Annotated in this window: 16 protein-coding genes; 8 read left to right on the top strand and 8 right to left on the bottom strand. The window is 41.7% G+C overall.

The annotated features are described in order from the left end of the window. Window positions 1-14 precede the first annotated feature (14 nt). The 6 genes from R2Q66_RS04110 to R2Q66_RS04085 all read left to right on the top strand — a co-directional run bounded on the left by R2Q66_RS04110 (window position 15) and on the right by R2Q66_RS04085 (window position 11,572). Window positions 15-2,807: a 2-oxoglutarate dehydrogenase E1 component gene (locus tag R2Q66_RS04110; protein ID WP_316746734.1), complete on the top strand. Its 2,793-nt coding sequence runs from the start codon at window positions 15-17 to the stop codon at window positions 2,805-2,807. Window positions 2,808-2,826: 19 nt separating this feature from the next. Next, a complete protein-coding gene (gene odhB / locus R2Q66_RS04105; RefSeq protein ID WP_316746733.1) occupies window positions 2,827-4,047 on the top strand; it encodes a 2-oxoglutarate dehydrogenase complex dihydrolipoyllysine-residue succinyltransferase in 1,221 nt (406 codons plus the stop codon). A gap of 163 nt (window positions 4,048-4,210) precedes the next feature. Further along, the gene (locus R2Q66_RS04100) at window positions 4,211-4,810 is read left to right on the top strand and encodes an RNA polymerase sigma factor (protein WP_316746732.1); all 600 of its coding nucleotides are present in this window, start codon (window positions 4,211-4,213) and stop codon (window positions 4,808-4,810) included. Between the two features lie 65 nt (window positions 4,811-4,875). Next, on the top strand, window positions 4,876-6,120 hold the full coding sequence (locus tag R2Q66_RS04095) for a FecR family protein (RefSeq protein ID WP_316746731.1): 1,245 nt from the start codon (window positions 4,876-4,878) through the stop codon (window positions 6,118-6,120). 169 nt (window positions 6,121-6,289) lie between these two features. Next, window positions 6,290-9,721: a TonB-dependent receptor gene (locus tag R2Q66_RS04090; RefSeq protein WP_316746730.1), complete on the top strand. Its 3,432-nt coding sequence runs from the start codon at window positions 6,290-6,292 to the stop codon at window positions 9,719-9,721. A 21-nt stretch (window positions 9,722-9,742) separates the two neighbouring features. Then, window positions 9,743-11,572 carry a RagB/SusD family nutrient uptake outer membrane protein gene (locus R2Q66_RS04085; RefSeq protein ID WP_316746729.1) on the top strand — a complete coding sequence of 610 codons (1,830 nt, stop codon included), beginning with the start codon at window positions 9,743-9,745 and terminating at the stop codon, window positions 11,570-11,572. 60 nt (window positions 11,573-11,632) lie between these two features. Here R2Q66_RS04085 and R2Q66_RS04080 read toward each other — a convergent pair whose 3' ends face one another. The 3 genes from R2Q66_RS04080 to R2Q66_RS04070 form a co-directional block, all read right to left on the bottom strand. Then, window positions 11,633-12,424 (bottom strand): head GIN domain-containing protein, encoded by a 792-nt coding sequence (locus R2Q66_RS04080; protein ID WP_316746728.1) that lies wholly within the window; start codon window positions 12,422-12,424, stop codon window positions 11,633-11,635. 62 nt (window positions 12,425-12,486) lie between these two features. Further along, a complete protein-coding gene (locus R2Q66_RS04075; protein WP_316746727.1) occupies window positions 12,487-14,145 on the bottom strand; it encodes a M1 family metallopeptidase in 1,659 nt (552 codons plus the stop codon). Window positions 14,146-14,152: 7 nt separating this feature from the next. Further along, complete coding sequence (locus R2Q66_RS04070; protein ID WP_316746726.1) at window positions 14,153-16,027, bottom strand: CocE/NonD family hydrolase; 1,875 nt, start codon at window positions 16,025-16,027, stop codon at window positions 14,153-14,155. A gap of 148 nt (window positions 16,028-16,175) precedes the next feature. On the opposite strand from R2Q66_RS04070, the gene lpdA reads away from it, so the two are divergent. Beyond that, complete coding sequence (lpdA, locus tag R2Q66_RS04065; RefSeq protein ID WP_316746725.1) at window positions 16,176-17,582, top strand: dihydrolipoyl dehydrogenase; 1,407 nt, start codon at window positions 16,176-16,178, stop codon at window positions 17,580-17,582. Window positions 17,583-17,732: 150 nt separating this feature from the next. On the opposite strand, the gene R2Q66_RS04060 is transcribed toward lpdA, so the two are convergent. The 5 genes from R2Q66_RS04060 to R2Q66_RS04040 all read right to left on the bottom strand — a co-directional run bounded on the left by R2Q66_RS04060 (window position 17,733) and on the right by R2Q66_RS04040 (window position 24,748). Then, a complete protein-coding gene (locus R2Q66_RS04060; protein WP_316746723.1) occupies window positions 17,733-20,924 on the bottom strand; it encodes an efflux RND transporter permease subunit in 3,192 nt (1,063 codons plus the stop codon). A gap of 38 nt (window positions 20,925-20,962) precedes the next feature. After that, complete coding sequence (locus R2Q66_RS04055; protein WP_316746722.1) at window positions 20,963-22,027, bottom strand: efflux RND transporter periplasmic adaptor subunit; 1,065 nt, start codon at window positions 22,025-22,027, stop codon at window positions 20,963-20,965. Further along, on the bottom strand, window positions 22,024-23,358 hold the full coding sequence (locus tag R2Q66_RS04050) for a TolC family protein (RefSeq protein WP_316746721.1): 1,335 nt from the start codon (window positions 23,356-23,358) through the stop codon (window positions 22,024-22,026). The genes R2Q66_RS04055 and R2Q66_RS04050 overlap by 4 nt, the downstream gene beginning before the upstream one ends. A 48-nt stretch (window positions 23,359-23,406) precedes the next feature. Beyond that, complete coding sequence (locus R2Q66_RS04045) at window positions 23,407-24,012, bottom strand: TetR/AcrR family transcriptional regulator (RefSeq protein WP_316746720.1); 606 nt, start codon at window positions 24,010-24,012, stop codon at window positions 23,407-23,409. Between the two features lie 121 nt (window positions 24,013-24,133). Then, window positions 24,134-24,748, bottom strand: a complete 615-nt coding sequence (locus R2Q66_RS04040) for a TetR/AcrR family transcriptional regulator (protein ID WP_316746719.1) — start codon at window positions 24,746-24,748, stop codon at window positions 24,134-24,136. Window positions 24,749-24,901: 153 nt separating this feature from the next. Here R2Q66_RS04040 and murB point away from each other — a divergent pair, with 153 nt between their 5' ends. Further along, window positions 24,902-25,918: a UDP-N-acetylmuramate dehydrogenase gene (gene murB, locus R2Q66_RS04035; protein WP_316746718.1), complete on the top strand. Its 1,017-nt coding sequence runs from the start codon at window positions 24,902-24,904 to the stop codon at window positions 25,916-25,918. Window positions 25,919-26,011 lie beyond the last annotated feature (93 nt).

Below are 26,011 nucleotides of genomic sequence, written 5' to 3'. Positions count from 1 at the left end.
CATATTCACAAATAATGGATAATTTATCTTATCTCAGCGGCGAAAACGCCGAATACGTAGAGTCCCTTTATCAAGCATTTAAGGAAGATCCCAATTCGGTTGAATTTGGTTGGCAGAAATTTTTCGAAGGTTTTGACTTCGGCAGAAGCTCCTCTCCGGTTACAGGAGAAGAAACGCCCGATCATTTTCTGAAGGAAGTTAGTGTTTTAAACATGATTAACGGTTACCGTCAGCGTGGCCACTTGTTTACACACACAAATCCGGTTAGAGAAAGACGCAAGCATTTGCCAACTTTAGATCTGGTAAATTTCAATTTGTCGGATGCGGATCTGGATACTGTATTTAATGCAGGTATCGAGCTGGGAATCGGTCCGGTAAAACTAAGCGAAATCGTTGCTTTCTTAATTCAGACTTACTGCCGTTCTATCGGTGCGGAGTACAAATACGTTCGTACCCCGGAAGTATTGACCTGGATTGAGCGCAAAATGGAAAGCGTTCGTAATACGCCTAATTTCTCTATCGAGGAGAAAACAAGGATTTTAAGAAAGTTGAATGAGGCTGTAGGCTTTGAGAATTTCTTAGGTACGAAGTTCCTTGGACAAAAAAGATTCTCTCTGGAAGGTGCTGAGGCATTGATTCCGGCATTAGACTCTGTGATTGAAAAGGGTGCTGCTTTAGGTATTCAGGAGTTTGTGATTGGTATGGCGCATCGTGGAAGGCTGAACGTTTTGGCTAACATCATGCAAAAATCCTACAAATCTATCTTCGCTGAATTTGAAGGTAAAGGCTATAGCGCAGATTCACCGTTTGGTGGTGATGTGAAATATCACTTAGGTTACTCTACGGATGTAACGACTAATGATGGTAAAAATGTTCACTTGAGTTTATGTCCTAACCCTTCGCATCTGGAAACAGTAAACGGCGTGGTTGAAGGAATGACCAGGTCGAAAATAGATTTCAAATACGATGGTGATGATGCCCGCATTGCACCAATTTTGATTCATGGTGATGCTTCTATCGCTGGTCAGGGGATTGTTTATGAAGTGATTCAGATGGCTGGTTTAGACGGTTACAAAACCGGAGGTACCATTCACCTGATCATCAACAACCAGATCGGTTTCACTACGAACTATAAAGATGCCCGTTCGAGTACTTACTGTACGGATATCGCTAAAGTAACTTTATCACCGGTTTTCCATGTAAATGGCGACGATGTGGAGGCTTTGGTTTACGCGATTAATCTGGCCATGGAGTACCGTCAGAAATATAAAAATGATGTGTTCATCGATATCTTATGTTACCGTAGATTCGGTCATAATGAGTCTGATGAGCCTAAATTTACCCAACCTTTATTGTACAAAGCAATTGAGCAACATGCAAATCCTCGTGATATCTATGTAGCGCAATTGATTAAAGAGGGTAAATTAGAAGCAGCTGCCGCAAAAACAATGGAAAAAGACTTCCGTAGTATTTTGCAGGCTTCTTTAAATGAAGCTAAAGAGATCACTTCTACTTATGAAGATGTGAAATTTGGTGGTGCCTGGAAAGACATGCGTATTGCTACCGTGAAAGATTTTGAAATTTCTCCGGATACTTCGGTTCCTGAGGCAACTTTATTATCGGTCGCTAAAAACATCAGTACCTTACCTGCTGATAGAAAGTTCTTCAAGAAAATTGAGAAACTTTTTGAGGAGCGTAAGAAAATGGCAAATACGACGCATGTATTTGATTGGGCAATGGGCGAGCAACTGGCTTACGGTACTTTATTGGCCGAAGGTAAACGCGTTCGTTTAAGCGGTCAGGATGTGGAAAGAGGAACTTTCTCTCACCGTCATGCCGTGTTAACTTTAGAAGATTCTGAAGAGGAATACATCCCGTTGGCGCATGTATCTGCTGATCAGGCTTCTTTTGATATTTACAATTCTCACTTGTCTGAGTATGGTGTATTGGGCTTTGAATATGGTTATGCCATGGCAAATCCAAATGCATTAACGATTTGGGAAGCACAGTTTGGTGACTTCATGAATGGTGCGCAGATTGTAGTAGATCAATATATTGCCAGTGCAGAAACGAAATGGCAACGTGAAAATGGTTTGGTGATGTTATTGCCACATGGTTATGAAGGTCAGGGTCCGGAACATTCTTCCGCACGTATTGAGCGTTTCATGGAGCTTTGTGCAGATTATAACATGCAAATTGCCAACTGTTCGACGCCAGCGAATTTCTTCCATGCGATCCGCAGACAGTTCAAACGTGATTTCAGAAAGCCATTGGTAATTTTTACACCGAAGAGCCTTTTACGTCACCCTGCCTGTGTTTCTAAACTAGCCGACTTTACAGAAGGTAAGTTCCAGGAAGTGATTGATGATGCGAATGTAAAAACTGCTGAGGTAACCAGAGTGTTATTCTGTAGCGGTAAAATTTACTATGAGCTATTAGAAAAACAACAAAAAGATCAGGTTAAAAATGTAGCTATCGTAAGAGTGGAACAATTGTATCCTACTCCGGTAGCGCAAATGGAAGCCGTTTATGCGAAATATAAAAATGCTAAAGAAGCCGTTTGGGTTCAGGAAGAGCCTGAGAACATGGGCGCATGGCCATATTTGCTACGTAGGTTAAGAAAAACTATCTTTAGTGATATTGAAGTGATTTCAAGAAAAGAAAGTAGCAGTACTGCTTCTGGTTTTGCAAAACAACATGCAGATCAGCAAGCGTATATTTTAGCGAAATCTTTTGAAGTAGCGGTGTCTAAAACAGAGCAGGATATTGCTAAAAAGTCTGTGAGTAAAGTATATAACGTAGATTAGAAAATATAATACATCAGTTATGAGTATAGAAATAAAAGTTCCGCCAGTAGGCGAGTCGATTACCGAAGTTGTTTTGTCACGTTGGATGAAAAATGATGGTGATGCAGTAGAAATGGATGAAGTTATCGCGGAATTAGAATCTGATAAAGCAACTTTTGAATTAACTGCTGAACAGGCTGGAACTTTAAGAATTGTTGCCGGCGAAGGTGATACCCTAGCTATTGGTGCAGTAGTTTGTAATATTGAAGAAGGTGGTGCTGCTCCTGCTGCTAAAGCAGAAGAAGCTCCTAAAGCAGCTGTTGCTGAAGATAAAGCCGCGGCTCCTGTAGCTGCTGCAAAGTCTGGCGATAGCTATGCTACCGGTACGCCTTCTCCTTCTGCAGGAAAAATCCTTGCAGAAAAAGGTGTGGATGCTGCTGCTGTAAAAGGTACTGGTGTTGACGGAAGAATCACTAAAGAAGATGCGTTAAAAGCAGAAAAAGCAAGCCCTAAAGCTGCTGCTCCTGCTGCTGCACCGGTTGTTGCTGCTGTTGCAGGCGCAAGAGCGGAACGCAGACAAAAACTATCGCCATTGCGTAAAACTGTTGCCAAACGTTTGGTAGCCGTGAAAAACGAAACAGCGATGTTGACTACTTTTAACGAGGTAAACATGAAGCCAATCATGGACCTTCGTGGAAAATATAAAGATCAGTTCAAAGAAAAATATGGTGTTGGTCTGGGTTTCATGAGTTTCTTCACTAAAGCAGTTTGTGAAGCAGCAAAAGATTTCCCTGCAGTAAATGCAAGATTAGAAGGTGAAGAGATCGTTTACAATGACTTCGTAGATGTTTCTATCGCTGTTTCTGCTCCTAAAGGATTGGTTGTTCCAATCATCAGAAATGCAGAAAGCATGACTTTGGCTCAAATCGAGAAAACAGTGATTGAACTGGCTACTAAAGCCCGTGATAGCAAATTGACAATCGAAGAGATGACAGGCGGTACGTTTACCATCACTAACGGTGGTGTTTTCGGATCGATGATGTCTACGCCAATCATCAACTCTCCACAATCAGCAATCTTAGGTATGCACAATATTATTGAGCGTCCTATTGCAGAAAAAGGTGAGGTTGTGATTCGTCCGATGATGTATTTAGCATTGTCTTATGATCACCGTATCATTGATGGTAGAGAATCTGTAGGTTTCTTAGTAAGAGTTAAACAATTATTAGAAGATCCAGCTAGATTACTATTAGGTATCTAAGCTCTGGCTTTCATAATATTCGAAAAAGAGGTTGTATCATCTGTCTAAGATGAGCAACCTCTTTTTTTTGCCTGATCTTTTCCAGCTTTCCCTGGAATTTCGACAGGATTGTCCCGGTTAAGTTATTATATTTGGTTCTCAACTTAGACAAATATTACGCTGAATGCCTGGGGAAGAGTTAAAAGATATTGGCCAGATAGAATTGTTGCTTAAACTTAAAAATGGCGACAAATCGGTATTTACCCATTTTTATAAAATGTACAGTGGGCAGATGTATGTGAATATCCTGAAGATGGTGAAAGACGGGCAAGTTGCTGAAGAACTGGTTCAGGAGCTTTTCACAAAAATCTGGCATAAAAGGGAGTTGATTCATAACGCCATCGATTTTAAAGCCTATCTCTATAAAACAGGACAAAATCTGGTTTACGATTTCTTTAGAAAACTTCAGCGCAATCAAAAGATGCAGGAACGCTTTCGCAGTGTGGTTACAGAGTATTATTCGCATATCGAAGAAGCACTGCATTTGAAACAAAGTGAAGAACTGCTTGAAAAAGCATTAAACAAATTGTCGGCACAACAAAGGAAAGTATATCAACTCTGTAAAATGGAGGGCTATACCTATAAAGAAGCTGCCGAAGAAATGGGGATATCTGTTCATACTGTAAAGGAGTATTTAACGAAGGCCAACTTCCTGGTCAAAGGGTATCTGGTAGAACACCTCGATATTTCGATGAGTATTCTGCTTTTTGTATTGCTCAGATAAAAATTAAACAACAGCCCCCCCCATATTATTTTTTGAAGCGTCTTTAGTCAAAGAATGCTTTGCAAATGAAGGACCATATCTCAAATGAATTTTATCGGTTATTGAATAATCAATGTTCTGAAACAGAACTTGAAGACTTCCTTCGTAAAATAAATGAGGAGCAATACCAGGAGATTTACGGGCAGTTAATATGGGATAATTTAGCCGCAGAAGTTCATCCCAATGAATTAGATGCTAGTCTGCAAAAACGCCTTGATCAGCGTTTAGAATTTATTTTAGCCACTGAGCAAAACATAGAAAGCAAACAAAGCATTCGCAGCCGGATTTTTAAAGTACCGCAAAAATACCGGATGTTTAAATACGCTATCGCAGCATCTGTTTTATTAACAGTTTCTGTTGCATTGGTATTTTTCGGAAATAAGAACGCTTTAGTATCAGTAAATCCTGTTGCTGCAAAATTACCTGTTCCAGGGGGCAATGAAGCCATATTAACCTTGTCGGATGGCACCAGACTGTTTTTGAACGATATTAAAAATGGTAACCTTGCGCTGGAATCCGGGATCTCTATCGTAAAAACTAAAGACGGGGAGTTGATTTATCAGGCCCTGAAAGATTCGGAAACCGGACCAGTCTCCGGGCAGAATTCAGACAAGGAAGCTCCTCTGGAGTATAATGTATTGGAAACACCCAAAGGCGGACAATATCAGATTGTATTGCCGGATGGAACCAAAGTGTGGCTCAACGCCGCTTCTTATCTGAAGTTTCCCGCAAGTTTTGCAAACCATAAAAAACGTGAAGTGGAACTCAGGGGTGAGGCTTATTTTGAAGTGGTCAAAGATAAGTTTAAGCCTTTTAGCGTCATGGCAACCGCTGCTGCCGGTCTGAAGGAAACCGTAGAAGTATTGGGGACCCATTTCAATATCAGTAGTTACCCGGATGAGTCTAAGCTCAAAACAACACTGTTGGAAGGTTCGGTTAGGATTGGGACTTCTGGAACGCAGGTGCTTTTTCCCGGTCAGCAATCGGTCCGTAGCAATTCCGGTTTGAGAATTAAAGAGATTGATGTAGAAGAAGTGATTGCCTGGAAGAATGGTTTTTTTGTTTTCGAAAACGACAACCTCGAAGGGATATTAAAGAAATTATCGCGCTGGTATGATGTGGATATAGATTACGATGGTCGCCTGAACCACGTTCAGGTAACTGGTGAAGTGTCGCGAAATACAGATTTGATGGAGGTGCTCCGGATGCTGGAAAAAACGGACAAGTTTAAATTTAAAGTGCAAGGAAGGAGGGTCTCAGTGATGCCATAAAACTACTTTATTACGCTTACTGAGCTTCCAAAAAAGCCGGAGTGTTAGTGCACCCCGGCTTACAAAAATTTGGAATAGCCAGTCAATTACATTCAAACGATTTTACCTGCAACCAAAGCGGATGAGGAGAATTTTGTCCTCATTTTCCTAAACCAAACTATTCAAATGTATGAAAATTTACGATTTTAAATCGTACTGGAATTCCAGTATGAAAAAGAAAATTCTACTCCGCATGAAGCTCATCGTTATACTGCTAACCACAGTGCTACTACATGTAAACGCCAGCACCATTGCTCAGAAAAAAGTTACCCTATCTGAGACCAATGCCAGGCTTGAAAATGTTTTAAAGTCAATAAAAAAACAAACCGGCTATAATCTGCTCATTATCTCAACCAATATTGATGCAGCCATCCCAGTCACTATAAAGGTTAAAAAAGCATCTTTAGAAAGTGTTTTAGCTGCCTGTTTTATCAACCAACCGCTAACCTATGTATTAGAGCCGGGAACCATCATTGTTAAAGAAAGACCATCCTTACCCTCAAAAAAGAGTATCGTTAATTTCAAGGTTTCCGGACTGGTAAAAGATGAAATGGACCTGCCTATACCAGGCGTTTCTGTTCGTGTAATGGGAACAGATAAAGGTACGGTGACGGGGAATACCGGTAAATATTCCATTGAAGTGGAGCTGAAAGACAGTTTAGTCTTTGCTTATGTGGGGTATAAAACACAAAAAATTGCGGTGCGTGGCATAGACGATATCAACGTAGTAATGCATGCCGATGAAAATAACCTGAAAGATGTAGTCGTAGTGGGTTACGGTACACAGAAAAAAGAAAGTGTAGTGAGTTCCATCAGCAGTGTAAAAGGAGATCAACTGCGCTTTCCTACGCGGAGTTTAACCAATAATATTGCCGGTCAGGTATCCGGAGTACTTGCTATTCAACGTTCTGGTGAACCCGGTTATGACAATTCCGACTTTTGGATCAGAGGGATCAGTACTTTTGCCGGGGGGAGTTCTCCGCTGGTACTGGTCGATGGGGTTCCAAGAAAAATCAGCGACATAGAGCCTGATGAAATTGAAACCTTCTCGGTATTGAAAGATGCCGCAGCAACGGCTGTATATGGGGCTGAAGGTGCGAATGGGGTAATTCTGATCACCTCTAAAAGAGGAAAAGTGCAAAAGCCAGTCATCACTTTCCGGACGGAACATAGCATTGCGAAACCAACGCGGCTTCCGGAATTTGTAGGCTCAGTGGATTATCTGAACTTATACAATGAAGCCCTGGCCAATGATGGCTTGTCGCCGATATTTTCTGAGGAGCTGATTGATAAATATCGTACCAATGCGGATCCGGATCTCTATCCGAACACAAATTGGATGGATGAGTTGTTAAAAAAGACCACAGCAAATCATAGGTACACGATTAATGCCCGCGGTGGTTCAGAAAAGGCACGTTATTTTGTGTCGGGTGCTTATTACGGAGAAAATGGAATCTTTAAAGATAGTCCGGACAATAAATATGATACTAATATTGGTTTAAAAAGATACAACCTGAGAAGTAATGTAGATCTTGATATTTCTAAGACGACTACTGTCAGTGTAGATTTGAGCGGACAATACCTGATGACCAGTTATCCTGGTGTTGGAACCGCAACAATCTTTCGCCAGATGTTGTTGACGCCACCCTATTTATTTCCTGCGATGTATAGCGATGGAACCATTGCAACCTATAAACAGGAGCGCGATAACAACATGAGGAATCCATACAATCAATTGATGAATTCTGGTTATGCGAAGGAATGGAGAAGTGGCATACAATCTAATGTACGGATCAACCAGAAATTGAATTTCATCACCGAGGGACTTTCTATAAGAGGGAATATCAGTTATGACTATGACGGAGATTTTGGTTCACGCAGGGGCTATAATCCGAGTCGTTATTTTGCAACCGGCAGAGATGCCAATGGTAAACTGATCTTCTCAAAAACCTTTTCCGGAACCCCGGATCTGGGAAGTCCATCCGCATCAAGCAGCTCCATAAAGAAAATTTACATTGAAAGTGCTTTGAATTATAACCGGACTTTTGGCAAGCATACGGTAGGCGCAATGGCCTTATATATGCAAAAGGAAGCTCAGAACTGGGATAATCCTCTGGCCTTTAGAAAACAAAGTGTGGTAGGTAGGGTAACCTATGGTTATGACGACCGTTATTTTGTGGAAGGTAACTTCGGGTATACCGGTAGTGAGACTTTTGCAAAGGATTTCCGCTTTGGGTTTTTCCCTGCTATTGGTCTGGGCTATCAGGTGTCTAATGAGAAGTTTTATCCGGAGGCCTTGAAACAAGTGGTTTCAAACCTGAAATTACGCGCTTCCATCGGGCGTACCGGTAACGACAATACGGGGACGGATCGGTTTTTATACCGTCCGACTTATGCCATGGATGCCGCAGGTTTTAATCAGGGGATGAGTTCTTCCGGAGGTGTAAATGGCTTAGGAGCTGGAATTGTGGAAGGAAGGTTTGAAGCGCCATATTTAGTTTGGGAGATTGAAGACAAACAGAATTATGGCCTTAACCTGGGCTTGTTTAATGGAAGAGTTGATATTGAAGCTGATTATTTCAAATCCGAAAGAACCGGAATCTTATTGCAAAGAAAGACCATCCCAAATTTAGCCGGCTTTAGAGCTGCGCCATGGCAAAATTTTGGTAAGGTAAAGAATCATGGCTTTGACGGGACGATTAATGCCAGGCAAACTATCGGTGATTTCAAATTGAGTGCCAGAGGTACTTATACTTTCGCCAGAAACAAAATTACGGAGTTTGATGAGTTGCCTCAGCCATTTCCATATATGGCAACCACCGGAACAAGAGTCGGAGAGCTGGTCCTTTATGTTGCGGATGGACAATATACGCGGGAGGATTTTACCATTACCAGGAATCCAAATGGTACAGAATCGTATAAGCTAAAACCTGGATTTCCAACACCAACATTGGGCGGTTTATTAGGCCCTGGCGATATCAAGTATAAGGACTTAAACGGGGATGGGAAAATCGATGGTTTTGACCGGAAGCGTGGTGGTCTTGCTTATCCGGAGAAGCCTGAAGTGGTTTATGGTTTTGGGTTAAATGTAGAGTATAAGGGCTTTTATGCCAGTGCATTTCTCCAGGGAACCTCGAATACTTCGGTTATTCTGGGTGGTGCAACAGGTGAAGGCTGGTACCCTTTTACCTGGGGAAATGACCAGTCCAACTATAGAACTTTTGCCTTAGACAGGTGGAGCGCAGACAATCCGAATCAAAATGCGCTGATGCCGAGAATACACAGTGGGAGTATTAACAATGCCAATAACACGGTAGCCAGTACTTTCTGGCTTAGAAGCGGCAGTTTCCTGCGACTTAAAAACGTAGAACTTGGTTACAATATACCCAAGTCGTTTTTAAATAAGTTGATGATACAAACGGCAAGAGTTTATGTCATGGGCTATAATCTGGCTGTTTGGGATGATATTAAATATTGGGATCCGGAAGTTGGAAATATCAATGCGGGAAATGCTTATCCCTTGCCAAGTACTTACACCTTCGGTTTAGAAGTGTCTTTTTAAAAACCTATAAATAAGATAAAGATGAAATTAAAAATATGGGTCATTGTACTTTTCTTGATGTCGGCCACAACGGCTTGTAAGAAAGGTTATTTAGATGTATCAGATGAATTGGCTGGTGGCTTAACTTCCACAGATCAGATTTTTGAAAACCCGGGTTATACCAAGCGCTGGTATGCCAATGTGATGTCTGGAGTGCCGGATTATTCCAACATTATTGCCGGGGGTATGAATGGGCTTCAAAATCCATGGACGGCGATGGCCGACGAAATTACGGTGTCTTATGGGGATGCAGCAAGGTATAATATTTCCGCTAAAAACAGCACGAATATGGGCTTTCAGAGGTGGGGAACGTTGTATCAGTTGATTCGTCAGGCCAATATTTTCCTGGAAAAAGGGAAGCCAATTATGTCCACCGGATCAGATGCAGATCAGCTTACAGAAGCAGAATTTAAGACAATGAGGGCAAATACGCTGTTTATGCGGGCCTATTATCATTATTTGTTGTTCGAACAATACGGCCCTATTCCAATTTTGGATCACTCGCTGGAACCTAATGCCGATCTTGATCTGCCAAGACGACCGCTGGATGAGGTCATTGCTTTTATTGATCAGGAGCTGACTAATGCCGCGACCTTACTGCCGCAGTCGGCGATAACAGATGAGCAATATCTGGCAAATCCGACGAAAGGTGTGGCCCTGGCCGTGAAAGCAAAGCTCTGGATGTATGCCGCAAGTCCTTTGTTAAACGGTGGTTATGCGCCGGCTTTAGCGCTGGTCAACCCGGATGGGAAGCGATTATTCCCGGTAAAAGATCCTGTCAAATGGACGAAAGCTGTTGCCGCGTTAAAGGAATTTATAGATTTCGCCGAACAGGGGAATTATGAGTTGTATAAGGCTTATACCAATGGGCTGCTGGATCCCGATAAATCGGTGTATGATCTTTTCCAGGTCTATAATAAAGAGATCATCTGGGCGACTTCAAAAAATGGTTTTGCGGGTATGGATGGCGATCAGTTAGACCGTAGGTCTACGCCCAGGAGTGAGCCTAATGGTTTAGGAAGTACCGGTGTGCTTCAGGAATTGGTGGATGATTTCTATATGAAAGATGGTCTTCCGATAAATGATGCTGGATTTTTACCTGCTTCACCACTGTATACGGAGACGGGTAAAAGTGCCTATAACGGTGTTAATGTGTCAAATATGTATGTAAACAGGGAAGCTCGTTTTTATAATACGGTGTTTTTTGCCGGAAGAAAGTGGCATATCTCTAATAAGGAGATCAATTTCTTTGTGGGTTCCCCAAATGACAGGAGCGGTCAGTATACAGTAAGCGGTTATATGCTTTATAAACGTTTCAATAGAAAAGTGCATAAAACAAGTCCGGGGGTAGCTAATGTGTTCCGGCCTTCTATTATTTTCAGGTTAGCAGAATTCCATTTGCTCTATGCTGAGGCCTTGAATGAAGTGGATCCTTCAAACGCTCTGATCCTTAAATATGTGAATATGGTTAGGGAGAGAGCAGGGATTCCGAAGTTGGAAACGCTTAATTCTTCGATTTCAGGGAATCAGGAGCTTCAACGGGCAGCCATCAGAAGAGAAAGCAGGGTAGAGCTTTGTACCGAAGGACAGCGCTATTTTGATGTGCGTAGGTGGATGATTGCCGAAAATCCTTCTGGAAAGGATAAACAAGGAGGTGCTTTTTATGGCATGAATATGAACGGTGATGCCAATACTTTTTTTCAAAGGTCAGTGGTAGAAACCAGAGTATTTGAAACCAAACAATACCTTCAGCCGATTGCTTATAATGAATTGGAGAAAGGGAAGAATCTGGTACAGAATCCAGGTTGGTAATTTCCTGTGAATGGAAAAGGCCCCGTATCGAAATTTCGATACGGGGCCTTTTCAGTTTAATTAGTTTGCTTTTCTTACTTTTCCAGAACCCGAAGCTGCTTTGCTTACTGTTGGATTTCCGGTGTAGTTTACACTTCCGGAACCACTGGTAGCTGCATCCAGGCGTTTTTGTACGTCGATATAGACTGATCCGGAACCGCTAACGTGTGCATCAACTTCCTCTGCAGTGAATGCTCTGCCGGAAAATCCTCCGGAACCGCTAACGGCTATATCTGCTTTTTTAGCTTTTCCAATGATGGTCATACCGCCGGAACCACTGGTAGCCGCATCAAAATTCTGAGCGTTTACAGTCGCTTTAATACTTCCTGAACCACTAAGTGATGCATCTACTTTCTGAGCATTCACCGTAGCTTTAATACTGCCGGAGCCACTAAGCGCCATATCAAATGAATTGGCGGTTATAGGTTGTTCCACTTCAATGCTTCCAGAGCCGGACATCGCCAGACTGGTTAGTTTTTTAGCGGTGATGTAAGCGGTTACCTTAGTATTCCCATATTTTTTGAACCATTCTTTCCATTCTGCTTTTTTAGGTCGGATGGATAAGGTTCCGTCTTTGACTTCCGTAATCAGCTGGTCTATCGCCTCCTGATCGCCTTCCAGCCTTAAGCTTTCCGTGTTTCCAAGTTTTACAAGTACTTTAAGGGAGCCGCCAACGGCGATTCCTGTGAAACCGCTCACTTTTCTTTCTTCATCAGATAGATGAGTAGCGCTGATTCTTATAGCCGCATTAGCCTGACTGTATAATCCGAAGCTTAATAAGGCAAAGGATAAGAGTAAACTTAATTTTTTCATGTTTTTTCGGTTTTCTATAAGACGCAGCGCTAATCCATTTTGTTGCAGTATTTTGCGAATTTTTATAATATATTTTTGGTTTTTATATAAAAGTTAGGATCTGCCTGAAAATTGGCCTGCGTTATTCCATCTTTTAGCATGGTGGTTTTCCATTTTTCGGTTGGATAAATCAGGGAGAATTCGCCGGGTTTCAACGTTACTTTTACCGGCATATCGAAACCTTTTACGGTATCGCTCCAGCGGTAAGTCAGTTTGTTGCCCTCAATTTTATATTCCAGCACCGGAACCATGGTGGTTCTCAGGTATTGGTCAAATATTTTATTGAGCTTCAATCCGCTTTGTCTTGCGATATATTTTTCTATTTCTTCAGTGGTCACGGTTTTATGGTAGAAGGTTTTGTTCATTCCCCTTAGGATGCCTCTGAATTTCTCGTCATCGTTGATGAGTTGTCGGATGGTATGCACCATATTGGCACCTTTATAATACATATCGCCCGAACCTTCCTGGTTAACGCCATAGGTTCCTATAATTGGAATGTCGTTGGCAATGGCTTTTCTGATGCCGATGACATAGGCCGTACTGGCTTCTTTGCCCTGGGTAGATTCGGTAAACAAGGCTTCAGAATAGTTGGTGAAGCTCTCATGGATCCACATATCGGCGATGTCTTTGGCGGTGATGTTATTTCCAAACCACTCATGACCACTTTCGTGGATGGTAATGAAATCGAAGTTGAGGCCATAGCCTGAGCCGGAAAGGTCTCTGCCTAAATAGCCTTTTTTAAACTGGTTGCCATAAGCAACTGCGCTCTGGTGTTCCATGCCGAGGTGTGGTGCCTGAACCAGTTTATAGCCGTCTTCATAGAATGGATAAGGGCCAAACCAGTGTTCAAATGATTTGAGCATCGGTTTTACATCGGCATCCCAATGTGGACGAGCCTTGGTACTGTCTTCTTTTAAAGACCAGTAATCGATGCTGAGTTTTCCTTTTTCACCTGGAAAATCATCCGTCCAATGCGCGTATTTTCCAATATAAAGAGCTACGTTATAGTTGTTGATCGGGTTAGCCACAAACCAGTTGTATTGGGTATAGCCGTCCGGTTTTTCAACGATGCTTCTTAAACGACCGTTAGACACATCCTGTAATCCTTTCGGCACAGAAATGCTGATCATCATGCTGTCTACTTCATCACTTTGGTGGTCTTTGGTTGGCCACCAGCTGCTGGCGCCTAATCCCTGACAAGCCATAGAAACCCATGGATTGCCGGATTTGTCTTTGCTGAAAATGAAACCGCCATCCCAGGGTGGTGTTTTGGCAATGATCGGATTTCCGGAATAAAACACCGTAAAACTTTCTTTGCTGCCTTTTTTTATGGTCTGAGGGAAGGTGACAAATACTGCATTGAATTCTCTTGTGAAAGGGAGTTCCTCGTTTTTGTAGACTACTTTATCAACTTTCAGGTTGGCAAATAAGTCGAACTGAAGCTTGTTGAAGTTTTGAGTAGCGGTAAACTGGAACTCATTGCTGCCGGAGATGAACTTGTGGTCAATATCTACTTTCACATCAAGGTGGTAGTAATTGATATCGTAACAACTGCGCAAAGGGCTTAAAGTGCCTCTTAGGGTATCCGCGCGACTAAATGTCGGTTTCGCTTTCAGCAACTGTGCCTTACTAAGCTGACTGAAGCTCAATAAGGACAGGCATAGGTATATAATCTTCTTCATTTTTAAATTAGGGCTTTAACAGGGTTACTGATATCGCTGAGGCATTATTGTTATCGTGGTAAATTCGGTGTGTTGCTTTTTTGAAATCGCTGTCATCGGCATGGTAGATATCTGTGAAAACCTGTGGGTTTCTGTCTACCAATGGGAACCAGGAGTTTTGTACCTGGATCATGATGCGGTGGCCTTTTTTGAAGGTATGCGCTACATCAGGAATGCTGTAATTTACTTTGGTGATTTGTCCGGGGATAAATGGCTCCGGTTTTTCAAAGCTGTTTCTGAATTTTCCGCGCATCACTTCGCCACGAACCAGCATTTGGTAACCACCCATGATGATGTTTTTAGGGTTTGGCTCCATTTTTTGAGCGTCCTCCGGGTATACATCAATCAGTTTTACGACATAATCGGCATCCGTTCCGGTAGTGGAAACGACAAGGTTAGCCATTAAAGGGCCGGCCATAGTCATGTCTTCCGTCAATACAGCGGTTTGAAAAACCTGTACATCTGGTCGGCGGGCAGCAAAACGCTGGTCATCGATCATGTATTCTCTGGTTCTTCTCGCTTGCACGCCATCCTGATAAGGAACCGGTGCATTCGGATCACTTTCATATTGATCAAAACTGTTATTAACTGATGGTTTTTCGAAGCTCAGTTTTCCTTCCGGCTGGAAGTAAAGGTTTTTTGTCTCGGTGTTTTTTGGTGGCCAGGTTTCGAAACCTTTCCATTCGTTGCTGCCGGTTACAAAGATATTGGCTTCGGCAAGTTTAGCATCTGTGGCATCTTTCAGGTATTGCATGAAGAAAGGGAACTCCAGGTTTTTCTGGTAGGAAGTACTTGTTGCTTGTCCGAAGTTGATGTCTCCGAAACTTTCGCCGGTACTTCTTGACCAGCCGCCATGGAACCATGGGCCCATAACCAGGTTGTTTTTGGCGCCCGGGTTTTGATCTTCAATGGCTTTATAAGTATGTAATGCACCATACGCATCTTCGGCATCAAAGAATCCGCCAACCACCAATACTGCTGGTTTTACGCCTTTTAAATGTGGTCTGATATTCCTGTTTTTCCAGAATTCATCATAGTTGCCATGCGCCATCAGGTCGTTCCAGAACTGGATGCTATCGGCGAAGTATTTCTGTTTTACATTTTTTAGGGCGCCTAAATCCAGGTAAAACCTGTAATTATCGGTAATGCCATAATGGAAAGGTTTAGGGCCTTGATCCGGGGTGATGGGTTTTGGTCTGGGTACGCCAAAAGAGGAGTAAAAGCTAAAGGCATCCGCCAGCATAAAAGCACCGTTGTGGTGAAAGTCATCCCCTAGAAACCAGTCGGTAACCGGTGCCTGTGGCGATACTGCTTTTAGTGCTTTATGGGCAGCTGGCAATGCTGCCGAGGAGTAAAAACCCGGGTAGGAGGTGCCATACAATCCGGCTTTCCCATTGTTTGCAGGGATGTTTTTAAGCAGCCATTCGATGGTATCATAGGTATCAGAGCTTTCATCAAATTCTTTTCCTTTTTTATGATCGTTATGAGGCCTTACGTCTACAAATTCGCCTTCGCTCATCCATTTTCCGCGGACATCCTGGTACACAAAAATGAAGCCTTCTCTAAGGAATAAAGGTGAGGGGCCGAGTGTAGTTTTATATTTATCTTCACCATAAGGGGAAACCGTATAAGGGGTTCTACTGATCATGAAGGGGTATTTGTGGTTTTTATCCTTAGGGATATAAATGGCAGTAAACAATTTAATGCCGTCGCGCATTGGGATATTGCGTTCGATTTTTGTGTAATTCTGACGTACATACGCAGAATCAGACAGCTGTGCGAAGCCGGAAGTTCCTGTAAAGAGGAGCAGGAGGGCCAGCCATGAAAATTTAAAGCGGGTCATGTGGGTATTGTTTTTTATGGAAGCTTAAATATACAGAAATCGGCACTTCATTTTTAGGTATGTAACATTAAAGATGAGGAAAGAATTGCTTTTAGGGGGATAATTGGGATAGGTTTATTAACTTTGTTCCACAAAAAAAAACCTTAATATGCAATACGATGTAGTTGTTATTGGCTCCGGCCCGGGCGGTTATGTTGGCGCAATCAGATGTGCTCAACTTGGCTTAAAAACGGCAGTGATAGAAAAATATAAAACTTTTGGGGGAACCTGCTTAAACGTAGGTTGTATTCCTTCAAAAGCATTGTTAGACTCTTCAGAGCATTTCCACAATGCTGCACATACTTTCCAGACTCATGGAATTAACCTTAAAGATCTGTCTGTGGATATGCCACAAATGATTGCACGTAAGGATGATGTAGTGGCTCAGAATACTGCCGGAATTCAATACCTCTTCAAAAAAAATAAAATTGATTCTTTCCAGGGATTAGGTTCTTTCGTGGACAAAAACACGATTAAAATCACTAAAGAAGACGGAAGTACAGAAACCATTACCGCTAAAAATGTGATCATCGCTTCAGGTTCTAAACCTACTGCATTGCCATTTTTACCAATCGATAAAAAGAGAATCATTACTTCAACAGAAGCGTTGAACATCAAAGAAGTACCAAAAGAAATGGTGGTTATTGGTGGTGGTGTAATCGGATTAGAGTTAGGTTCTGTTTATGCACGTTTAGGTACTAAAGTATCTGTTGTTGAATTTATGCCTGCGATCATCGGTACGATGGATGCTGGTTTAGGAAAAGAATTACAACGTGTGTTGAAAAAATCTTTAGGCATGGAGTTCTTTATGGGTCATAAAGTAACTGGTGCAACTGCTAAAGGCGACCGTGTAACGGTTACTGCTGAAAACGCAAAAGGTGTTGTCGTTAGTCTTGAGGCTGATTACTGTATCGTTGCAGTGGGTCGTACGGCTTATACTGAAGGTTTAGGATTAGAAAATATTGGCATCAAAACAGAAGATCGTGGTAACAAGATCCCTGTAAATGATCATTTAGAAACTTCGGTTCCTGGTGTTTATGCCATTGGTGACGTAATTAAAGGTGCAATGCTTGCACATAAAGCAGAAGATGAAGGTATTTATGTTGCGGAAACTTTAGCCGGACAAAAACCACACATCAACTATAACCTGATTCCAGGTGTGGTATATACCTGGCCGGAAGTTGCCTCAGTAGGTTTTACTGAAGAACAACTGAAAGAAAAAGGTACAGCTTATAAAGCAGGTTCTTTCCCTTTCAAAGCTAGTGGACGTGCAAAAGCAAGTATGGATACGGATGGTTTCGTAAAAGTATTGGCAGATGCGACTACCGATGAAATTTTAGGTGTACACATGATTGGCCCACGTGCAGCAGATATGATCGCTGAGGCTGTGGTAGCTATGGAATTCCGTGCTTCAGCAGAAGACATCGCGAGAATTTGTCATGCTCACCCAACTTATACAGAAGCATTAAAAGAAGCAGCTATGGCTGCAACTGATAACAGAGCGATCCATATTTAAGGGATTGTTTTGATAAGAAGAGAAACCTCACAGCAATGTGGGGTTTCTTTGTTTACAGGCAGTTTTATTTAGCGCAGGAGTTTTGATTTTGGTCATAAAAAAAGAGGGACTTGCATGATGCAAATCCCTCTTTTTTATGAACTGGATGGTTTAGTGTTTACCGTCCAGGTCGTATTCTTTAACATCTTTATGGTCGTATGGTTCTGCGATCAGTTCTTCCATCGACGGGCCTTTTTCATTGAAGCCGAATCTGGTTAAGATATTATCAAAGATCTGATACATTACCGGTACTACAATCAGCGTCAGGAATAGGGAACTGGTTAGTCCACCTACAATTACCCAGGCCAGACCGTTTTTCCATTCCGCACCGGCACCACTGGCCAATGCAATAGGAAGCATACCGATTACCATGGCAATCGTTGTCATCAGGATCGGACGTAAACGTGCATGGTTGGCCAGAATAAGCGCTTCATGCGTTGATTTACCTTCTGCTTTCATCTGGTTTGTAAAATCGACCAGGATGATCGCATTTTTCGCTACCAGACCGATCAGCATGATCAATCCTAAGATCGTAAAGATACCTAAAGAGTTGTTGGTGATCGCTAAGGCCAGTAAGGCACCGATTACCGATAAAGGAATCGAGAACATCACCACTAAAGGATACACGAAACTGTCATATAAGGCTACCATGATCAGGTATACTAAGATGACCGAAGCCATCATGGCGATACCTAAAGTACCGAAACCTTCACTTTGATTCTCCTGATCACCACCCCATACATAACTTACGCCTACTGGTTTTTTCAGTTTACCATTGTTTTCAAGTTCGATCAGTTTATTCTGTAGATCAGTTACGATGGTACCTGTTGGTCTACCGATAGACTGTGCTTTTACAGAAACAGAGGTACTCTTATCTCTACGTTCCAGCTGACTCGGGCCTGAACCTTCTTTAATATCAGCGAATTGAATCAGTTTCACTTTCTCCCCTCTGTCATTGATAAACGTCAGGTTTCTTACATCGTCGATGTTACGACGGTCGAAGCTTTGGAACTGGATATTGATGTCGTATTCGTACTCACCTTTACGGTATTTACCGTCTGTATTTCCACTAAATGCAGTTTGCATGGTCATACCTACCGTTTGTAAAGTCAAGCCTAAAGCAGCCATTTTATCACGATCTACCTGAACGTTAATTTCCGGACTACCTTTTTCTACAGATAATTTCACCTCTGCAGAACCAGGGATCTCTTTTAAAACGGCCATTGCACCTTCTGCGTATTTCATGGCGCTATCCAGATCGGAGCCCATTACGACAAGGTCAATTGGTGCATTTTCTGCGATACCTAAAATACTGATTGGTACTGTTTTTACTTTCGCACCAACTAAGAATTTCGACAATTCACGACTCACTTTCGTGGCGTAAATATCAGAAGCATCTGCACGCTCTTTACGTTCTACTAATTTTACGTTGATCTCAGATTTGTAAGCGGTAGCCTGAGAAGCACCCATATCCCCACTGGATTGTCCAACGGTAGTAATCATTTGCGTGATCTCTGGTTTCTTCGCTAAGAACGCTTCTGCTCTTTGTGTAAACTGGTTTGTTTTCTCCAGAGAAGCATCTTTAGGAAGCTCAATCTGTACTAAGAACTCACCTTTATCACTCTTAGGGAAGAACTCTGTACCGATGAAACCACCGATTGTTAATCCACATGAGCTCAATAACAGCATAAATACACCGATAATGGTGATGGCTTTATGACGTAAAGTCCATTCTAAGATACCAGTTACCCAAACTGTAAATTTATGTAGTTGTTTCTCGAACCATAAAATGAAACGTCCGAAAGCATTTTTACCTTCAATTTTTTCCAGTTTACCGAAACGTGATGATAATAAAGGAACGATGGTAAATGAAGTGACTAATGATAATAAGGTTGCAATGATTACGACCACACAGAACTGACGCAGGATATTAGAAACTAATCCTGAGCTCACTGCGATCGGGAAGAATACCACCACAATTACTAAAGTAATGGAAACTACGGTAAATCCGATTTCGGCGGTTGCATCATAAGCAGCACGAACACGGTTTTTACCCATCTCCATGTGTCTGTAGATGTTTTCCAGTACCACAATCGCATCATCCACCAGGATACCTACCACCAGTGATAGTCCAAGTAAGGACATCAGGTTTAAGGTATAGCCAAAGATGCTCATTCCGATAAATGTAGCAATCAGGGAAGCCGGAATGGATACCATTACGATTGCCGCGTTACGTAAACTGTGTAGGAAGAACAACATCACGAAGGCTACGAGGATAATGGCCATGATTAAATCGTGGATTACCGCATCAGCAGATTCCAGCGTAAAGATGGAACTGTCGTTCGCAATGATGATTTTCAGGTCGTTTGCTTTGTAGTCTTTTTCAAGGGTTTCCACAATTTTGTGCATGCCTTTACTTACTTCTACCGCATTCGCATCAGATTGTTTAATGATCTGAATCGCAATCGCTCCTTTTCTGTCGATACGCGCAATTTTCTCTACTTCTTTCTGTGAATCCTGAACGTCAGCAACATCACTTAATCTGATTTGTGCACCAGTTTTGCTGGTTGCAACCACTAGATTTCTCAATTCATCAACCGTTTTAAATTTACCGGAAAGACGAATTAATACGTCCTGGTTTTCCGTTTTCACACTTCCTGTAGGGAAATCGAGATTGGAAGTCAGGATGGCTTGTTGAATTTGTGGGATAGAAAGGTTGTAGCCTTCGATTTTAGCGGCGTTTAGTCCGACAACGATTTCACGTTCTGAACCACCAACCAGGTTGACTTGCGCCACACCTGATACCCTGGAAAGGATCGGGGCAATACGTTTATCGATTAAATCGTAGAACGCAGCATCATCCATTTTGGCGGATGCCGACATCGTGATCACCGGTAAATCATCCAGTGAGAATTTATTCAGGGAAGGTTGTTTTACATCCGTTGGTAAATCCGCAAGGATAGAGTTTACTTTACGTTGCGCCTCATTCAATGATAAATCCACATTGGCTTTATCATTCAGGGTGATGGTTACTACGGATAAACTCTCATAAGATACTGCGTTTAGTTTCTTAATGTTCTCCATGGAGGAGACGGCATCTTCAATCTTCTTGGTTACGGTATTCTCTACCTCATTAGGAGAGGCACCCGGATATACCGTAGAAATAGAGACTACGTTATTAGAGAACTTTGGTAATAATTCATAGCTCAGGCTAAAGTAGCTCAATAGCCCCATCAGCGTTAGCGCGGTAAAAACCACGATAACGAGTGTTGGGCGCTTTATAGAAATTTCTGTTATTTTCATCAGAATAGTTTTGTTATATAGTCATGCTAAAGTGTTGGTTATTTTACAGGAACAACCGGTGTTCCATCAACTAAGTTGATCTGACCACTGGTGATCACTGTTTCGCCTTCTTTCAGACCTTCCAGCACTTCAACGTTTTCTCCAAGGATTCTACCTGCAACTACTTTACGCAATACTGCTTTGTTGCCTTCACCCAATACAAATAACTGGTTGCTACTTACACTACCGAAAAATGCACCACGAGGAACAATAATCGTAGGAGCAAGGTGTGGGAATTTGAAGACAGCAGTACCATACATACCTGCTTTAATCGTGTTTTTCTTGTTGTTTTCTACTAATAATTCTACCGGGAAGTTTAGAGAAGCATCCGCTTTTGGCGCGATAAACGTGATTTTTCCTTCAAAGTTATCTGTTGGGAAAACGTTTGCTTTAATCGGCACCTGATCGCCAAGGTTTAAGTTAGCAACCTGAGATTCGTCTACATTTACTTTAAGTTTCAATTTAGAAACATCAACCAATTCGAACAATTGTGTACCCTGTGCATTTGCATAAGCACCAACTTCTACGAATTTTTTGTTCACAATACCATTGATAGGAGATCTCATGTTGGCATCACTTACTCTTTTTTGTGAGCTCTGTAGTCTTAATCTGGCGTTTTTAACGGCCAGTTTCGCCTGATCTAATTGTTGTTGTGTTACGCCACCTGTCTGGAAAGAGCTTGCATATCTTGCTTCATCTCTGATTGCATTTTGAAGATTTGCTTCTGCTGTTTCTTTGTCTGTGTTTAATATTTCAGCGTCGATACGTGCTAATGGCTGACCTTTAGTTACTCTATCACCTTCTTTTACGTAAATCTGGGTCACACGACCTGCGATTTCCGCCATATAAATTAACTCCTGAATAGGGGCAAAGACTCCGTTAACGCTAAAGTCGAGGTTAATAGGTTCCTTTTTCGCTACTTCTGTACGAACAGAAACTGCACCGCTACCTTCTGCAACAATTGCCGTTTTTTCTGCATTTTTCTTTTTATTGTTTTTCAACACCAGGGCGATCCCGGCTATGGCAAGTATGATTATTAAGGCTGTAATGATTCCTTTTTTCATTGTAGTAGTGATTTTATATTTCCGTTTGATTTGATTAATTGTATTTCGGCGATCTTATAGTTCAATAAGGCCTGGGTATGGCTGTTCTGTGCTTCAGTAAGCGCATTTTCAGTATCTAATAAGTCTGTTAATGCTGCAAGACCGTTGTTGTAATTGTTTTGAGTGCTGTTATAAATCTCCTGAGCCAACAAGACGTTGGCGCGTTGAGAATTAATGGTGTTTACACTATTTTTCAATTGGATCTTTGCATTCTCAAAAGATAAGTTTAATGCGTTGCGGGTTTCTCTTCTGTCTTCAGTTGCTTTTTTCAAGTCTACATCTGCCTGACGAACTCTGGAACGCGTAGCGAAACCATTGAAAATCGGCACTTTTAAGGTCAGACCAACTGCTGAGGCGCCATACCAGAAAGCTTCACCGTTTTTCTTGAATAAATCAAATTTATCACTTTGTCCGGTGTAAGAATAGTTTGCAGCTAAGGCAAGCGTAGGGTAGTATTCTGCTACATAAGCTTTACGTTGTAAAGTAAGCAACTCTTTTTGGATGTTTAACAGCTTCATTTCCGTTCTACCTTCTATGTTTACAGAATCTGAGAAGTTAGGAAGTGTTGGGTTGCGGTCTAATTCCGTTTTAGGTAAAATGATCACCGTTTGTACAGGCATACCCATTGCAAACTTCAATTGGTTTTCTAATTGAACGATACCGTTTAAGGTTTGCTCACGTCTGGTTTCCAGGTTAGTCAGGTTTACCTTAATTCTATCTACATCAATTTTTCTGGCCAAACCGTTTTTATATTGATTGCCAATGATCTTTTCTACAACTTTTACGTTTTTGATATTGGTATCAATCACATTTAGCTGTTGTCTGTTCACCAACACCTGGTAGTAATTGTTAGCTACCTGCTCAATAATCTGCTCGTCTGTTAATTCAGCACTGGCATTGTAATAGCTTTCGCTGGTTCTAGCCGCTTTCAGGCCTGTGAAAACCTGCTGATTAAAAAGTTGTTGATTCAGTTGAACACCGGCGCTTGAATTCCATGCTCTTCCCATTTTGAATGCTAAATCCGGTCCCACTACCAGTTGTCCGATGATTGGGTTATAGGTTAGTCCAGCATTTCCAGTTACTGTTGGAAGTGCCTGAGCCCTGATTTCCTCGGTTTTATAACGACCTCCTTCAATGTCGAGTTTCGCCTTGCGCGAATTTGCGCTGTTTTGGATGGCGTAGTTTAGTGCGTCTTTGAGAACCAGCGTTTGCTGTGCGCTTGCTACATTAGATAACAACAATCCCAGCAGTAGTAGTGGGATCAGTCTTACCTGTTTAATTATAGTATTCATGTTGATTATAATTTTTAGTCTATTGTACGATGTGATATATGATGTCTGTTATTTTAATCCTTTGATGAATATCTTAGATAAGCTGTGTTGTTTCTCCAGAATGGTTTTCATCTCTTTTTTACTTGGAAATAGTTCTTTATTGCCATGTAGAATACACAGGGAGGTAATTCCGGCCTGGCTTTCCAGGTATAGTTCTGCTATTTTCGGGGTATCTATCGCAGCGATTTCTCCCTGATCGACGGCACGTTGTAAAACCTTCGCATGAAAATCTTCGTTTTTAGCTTTCATCGCCAGGAATGCAGCTCTGAGTGCATCCGAGTTCAAGGAAGCGTCCGGGCTACCACCGGAAAGGTGTAGCATGTAATACTTTTGGAAAAACTTGTGTCTGATCTCAATGAAAGCAGCTAAACACTCTTCTAATGTGTTTTTGGAGGCCTGATCTTTTTCCATAAGCTCAAAGTAATCGGAGAAAATTTTCTCAATTACGCCGAGTATCAGACTGCTTTTGTCCGGGAAATAATAGTAAAGGGAAGGTTTAGAGACTGATAAATCGTCTGCTATTTCGTTCATTGTGGTTTTGTTGATGCCATAATGAATAAACCGCTTGATCGCCCCCTCAATAATCAATTCCCTTTTTTTATCTGTCTCTACCATTCTACTTTTTTACTTTCTGACTTTTTTATTTCTACAGTCAAAAATACTACCATAATTCCGTAACTGGGATTTTGTCAGGAAAATCCAGGTAAACTTACTTTAGGATGACAAACAGAACTATTTAGGTTTGTGGTTTAGCTTTTAAGCCTTCTAAAAAGATATCGGCGAACATTTTCTCCTTTTGAAAGATCAGTTTGAACTGTTCTTTTCCCGGAAACATGCTTTTATCTTTAGAGAGGATGTTGAAATGAATACCTGATAAGGCATCAATAAATATTTCTGTGGCGAGTTTGGTGTCGCTCATGAAAAACTCTTTACTGGCTACACCACGGCTAAATAAGGAGCCGATAATGATGGTTTCAAAAGTTCTTGCTTTGTGGAATTTCTCTGCGAGGTTTTCAGGGAGTTCATTGCCGATGATCTGGCTGGATTCGAGAATGTTGTAGTATTTCTGGATAAAAGCCTGTCTTTTTTGTAGCAGTTTCAGCATACCTTCTGAAGCTGTTTTTGTTTTGTCGATAGACTTCACCAGATCTCTGCTGATGATCTGCATGAGGTGTTCTATCGCACTTACATAGAGGCTTAGTTTGTCAGGGAAATAGTAGTAAAGTAATGCTTTTGAGAAGGAAATGTCTTTTGCGATTTCGGTCATTGTTGTTTTTGCCAGACCGTAATGTGCAAAGCGCTTTAATGCCGCCTCAATTATTAAAATTCTCTTTTTATCCTGATTTTCCATCTAAATTTTTTGTTCCCCTTTCTGGTGTTAGTAGCTCTATTTAAGCAATAGAGACGAAAAATAGTCAATTTTTTTAAATATTTATTTAATCATGTTGATTCCCCTCCCGAACAATTACATTTGTAGCCTATAGCAAATCAGTACATTTTAAGTATGACCATCTTCCAGCAACACACTTCATTAAAACCTTATAATACGTTTGGTATCGCTGTTAAAGCCCGTTATTTCGCAGAGATAGTGACACCAGCAGACCTGCAGGAGCTTCTGGCTTCGGAGCTGATTAACACACAACCGTTGTTGATTTTAGGCGGGGGGAGCAATGTGTTGTTTACCCATGATTTTGAAGGATTGGCTGTTAAAGTGAGTATTCCTGGTATTTCGGTAGTGGATGAGGGTGATGAGGTGATCGTAACCGCAGGGGCAGGGGTAGTATGGAATGATTTTGTCGGTTATTGTGTACAACATGGTTATGCCGGCGTAGAAAACCTGACTTTGATTCCCGGGACTGTAGGCGCTTCGCCAATCCAGAATATTGGTGCTTATGGCGTAGAACTGAAAGATGTTTTCGAATCTTGTATTGGTATGGAAATTAGTACGGGTGTAGCGAGGTCTTTTAATCATGCGGATTGTAAGTTCGGTTATCGCGACAGCATTTTTAAAAATGAGTTAAAAGGGCAATATCTGATCACAGAAGTACGTTTCCGCTTAAGTCGTGTAGCGAAAATTAACACGCAATATGGAGCGATTCAGCAAGAGCTGGCCAATCGTGGCATTAGCAAGCCAACCATCGCCGATGTTTCCGCTGTAGTCGCGCATATCCGCGTGAGCAAATTACCTGACCCTACAACTATTGGGAATGCTGGTAGTTTCTTTAAGAATCCTGTAATTGCAGCGTCTGAATTTAAAAAGGTTTATGAGAACTTTCCTGAAGTTGTTCATTATCAGGTTCCTCCTGATAAAGTGAAACTTGCTGCAGGTTGGTTAATTGAGCAATGTGGGTTTAAAGGTAAGGTAGTTGGACAAACCGGAACCTGGAAAAATCAGGCATTGGTGCTTGTTAACCATGGACAGGCTACTGGACAGGAAGTGTACAGTTTTTCAGAAAACATTATAAATACCGTGGAGGCCAAGTTTGGGGTCCGATTAGAAAGGGAAGTAAATATTTTGTGACACAGGGCTCTTTGTCATAGCCAACCCCGAAAAACAATTTCTTAATATAGCTATTGATTTTTTGGTACTAATGTTGTATAGCATTTGGTGTGT

It is taken from the genome of Pedobacter gandavensis (genome assembly GCF_032677645.1).
GTDB classification, from domain to species: Bacteria; Bacteroidota; Bacteroidia; order Sphingobacteriales; family Sphingobacteriaceae; genus Pedobacter; species Pedobacter gandavensis_A.
Note: the sequence above shows the minus strand (reverse complement) of the source record. Positions and strands in the feature narration are given on the sequence as shown.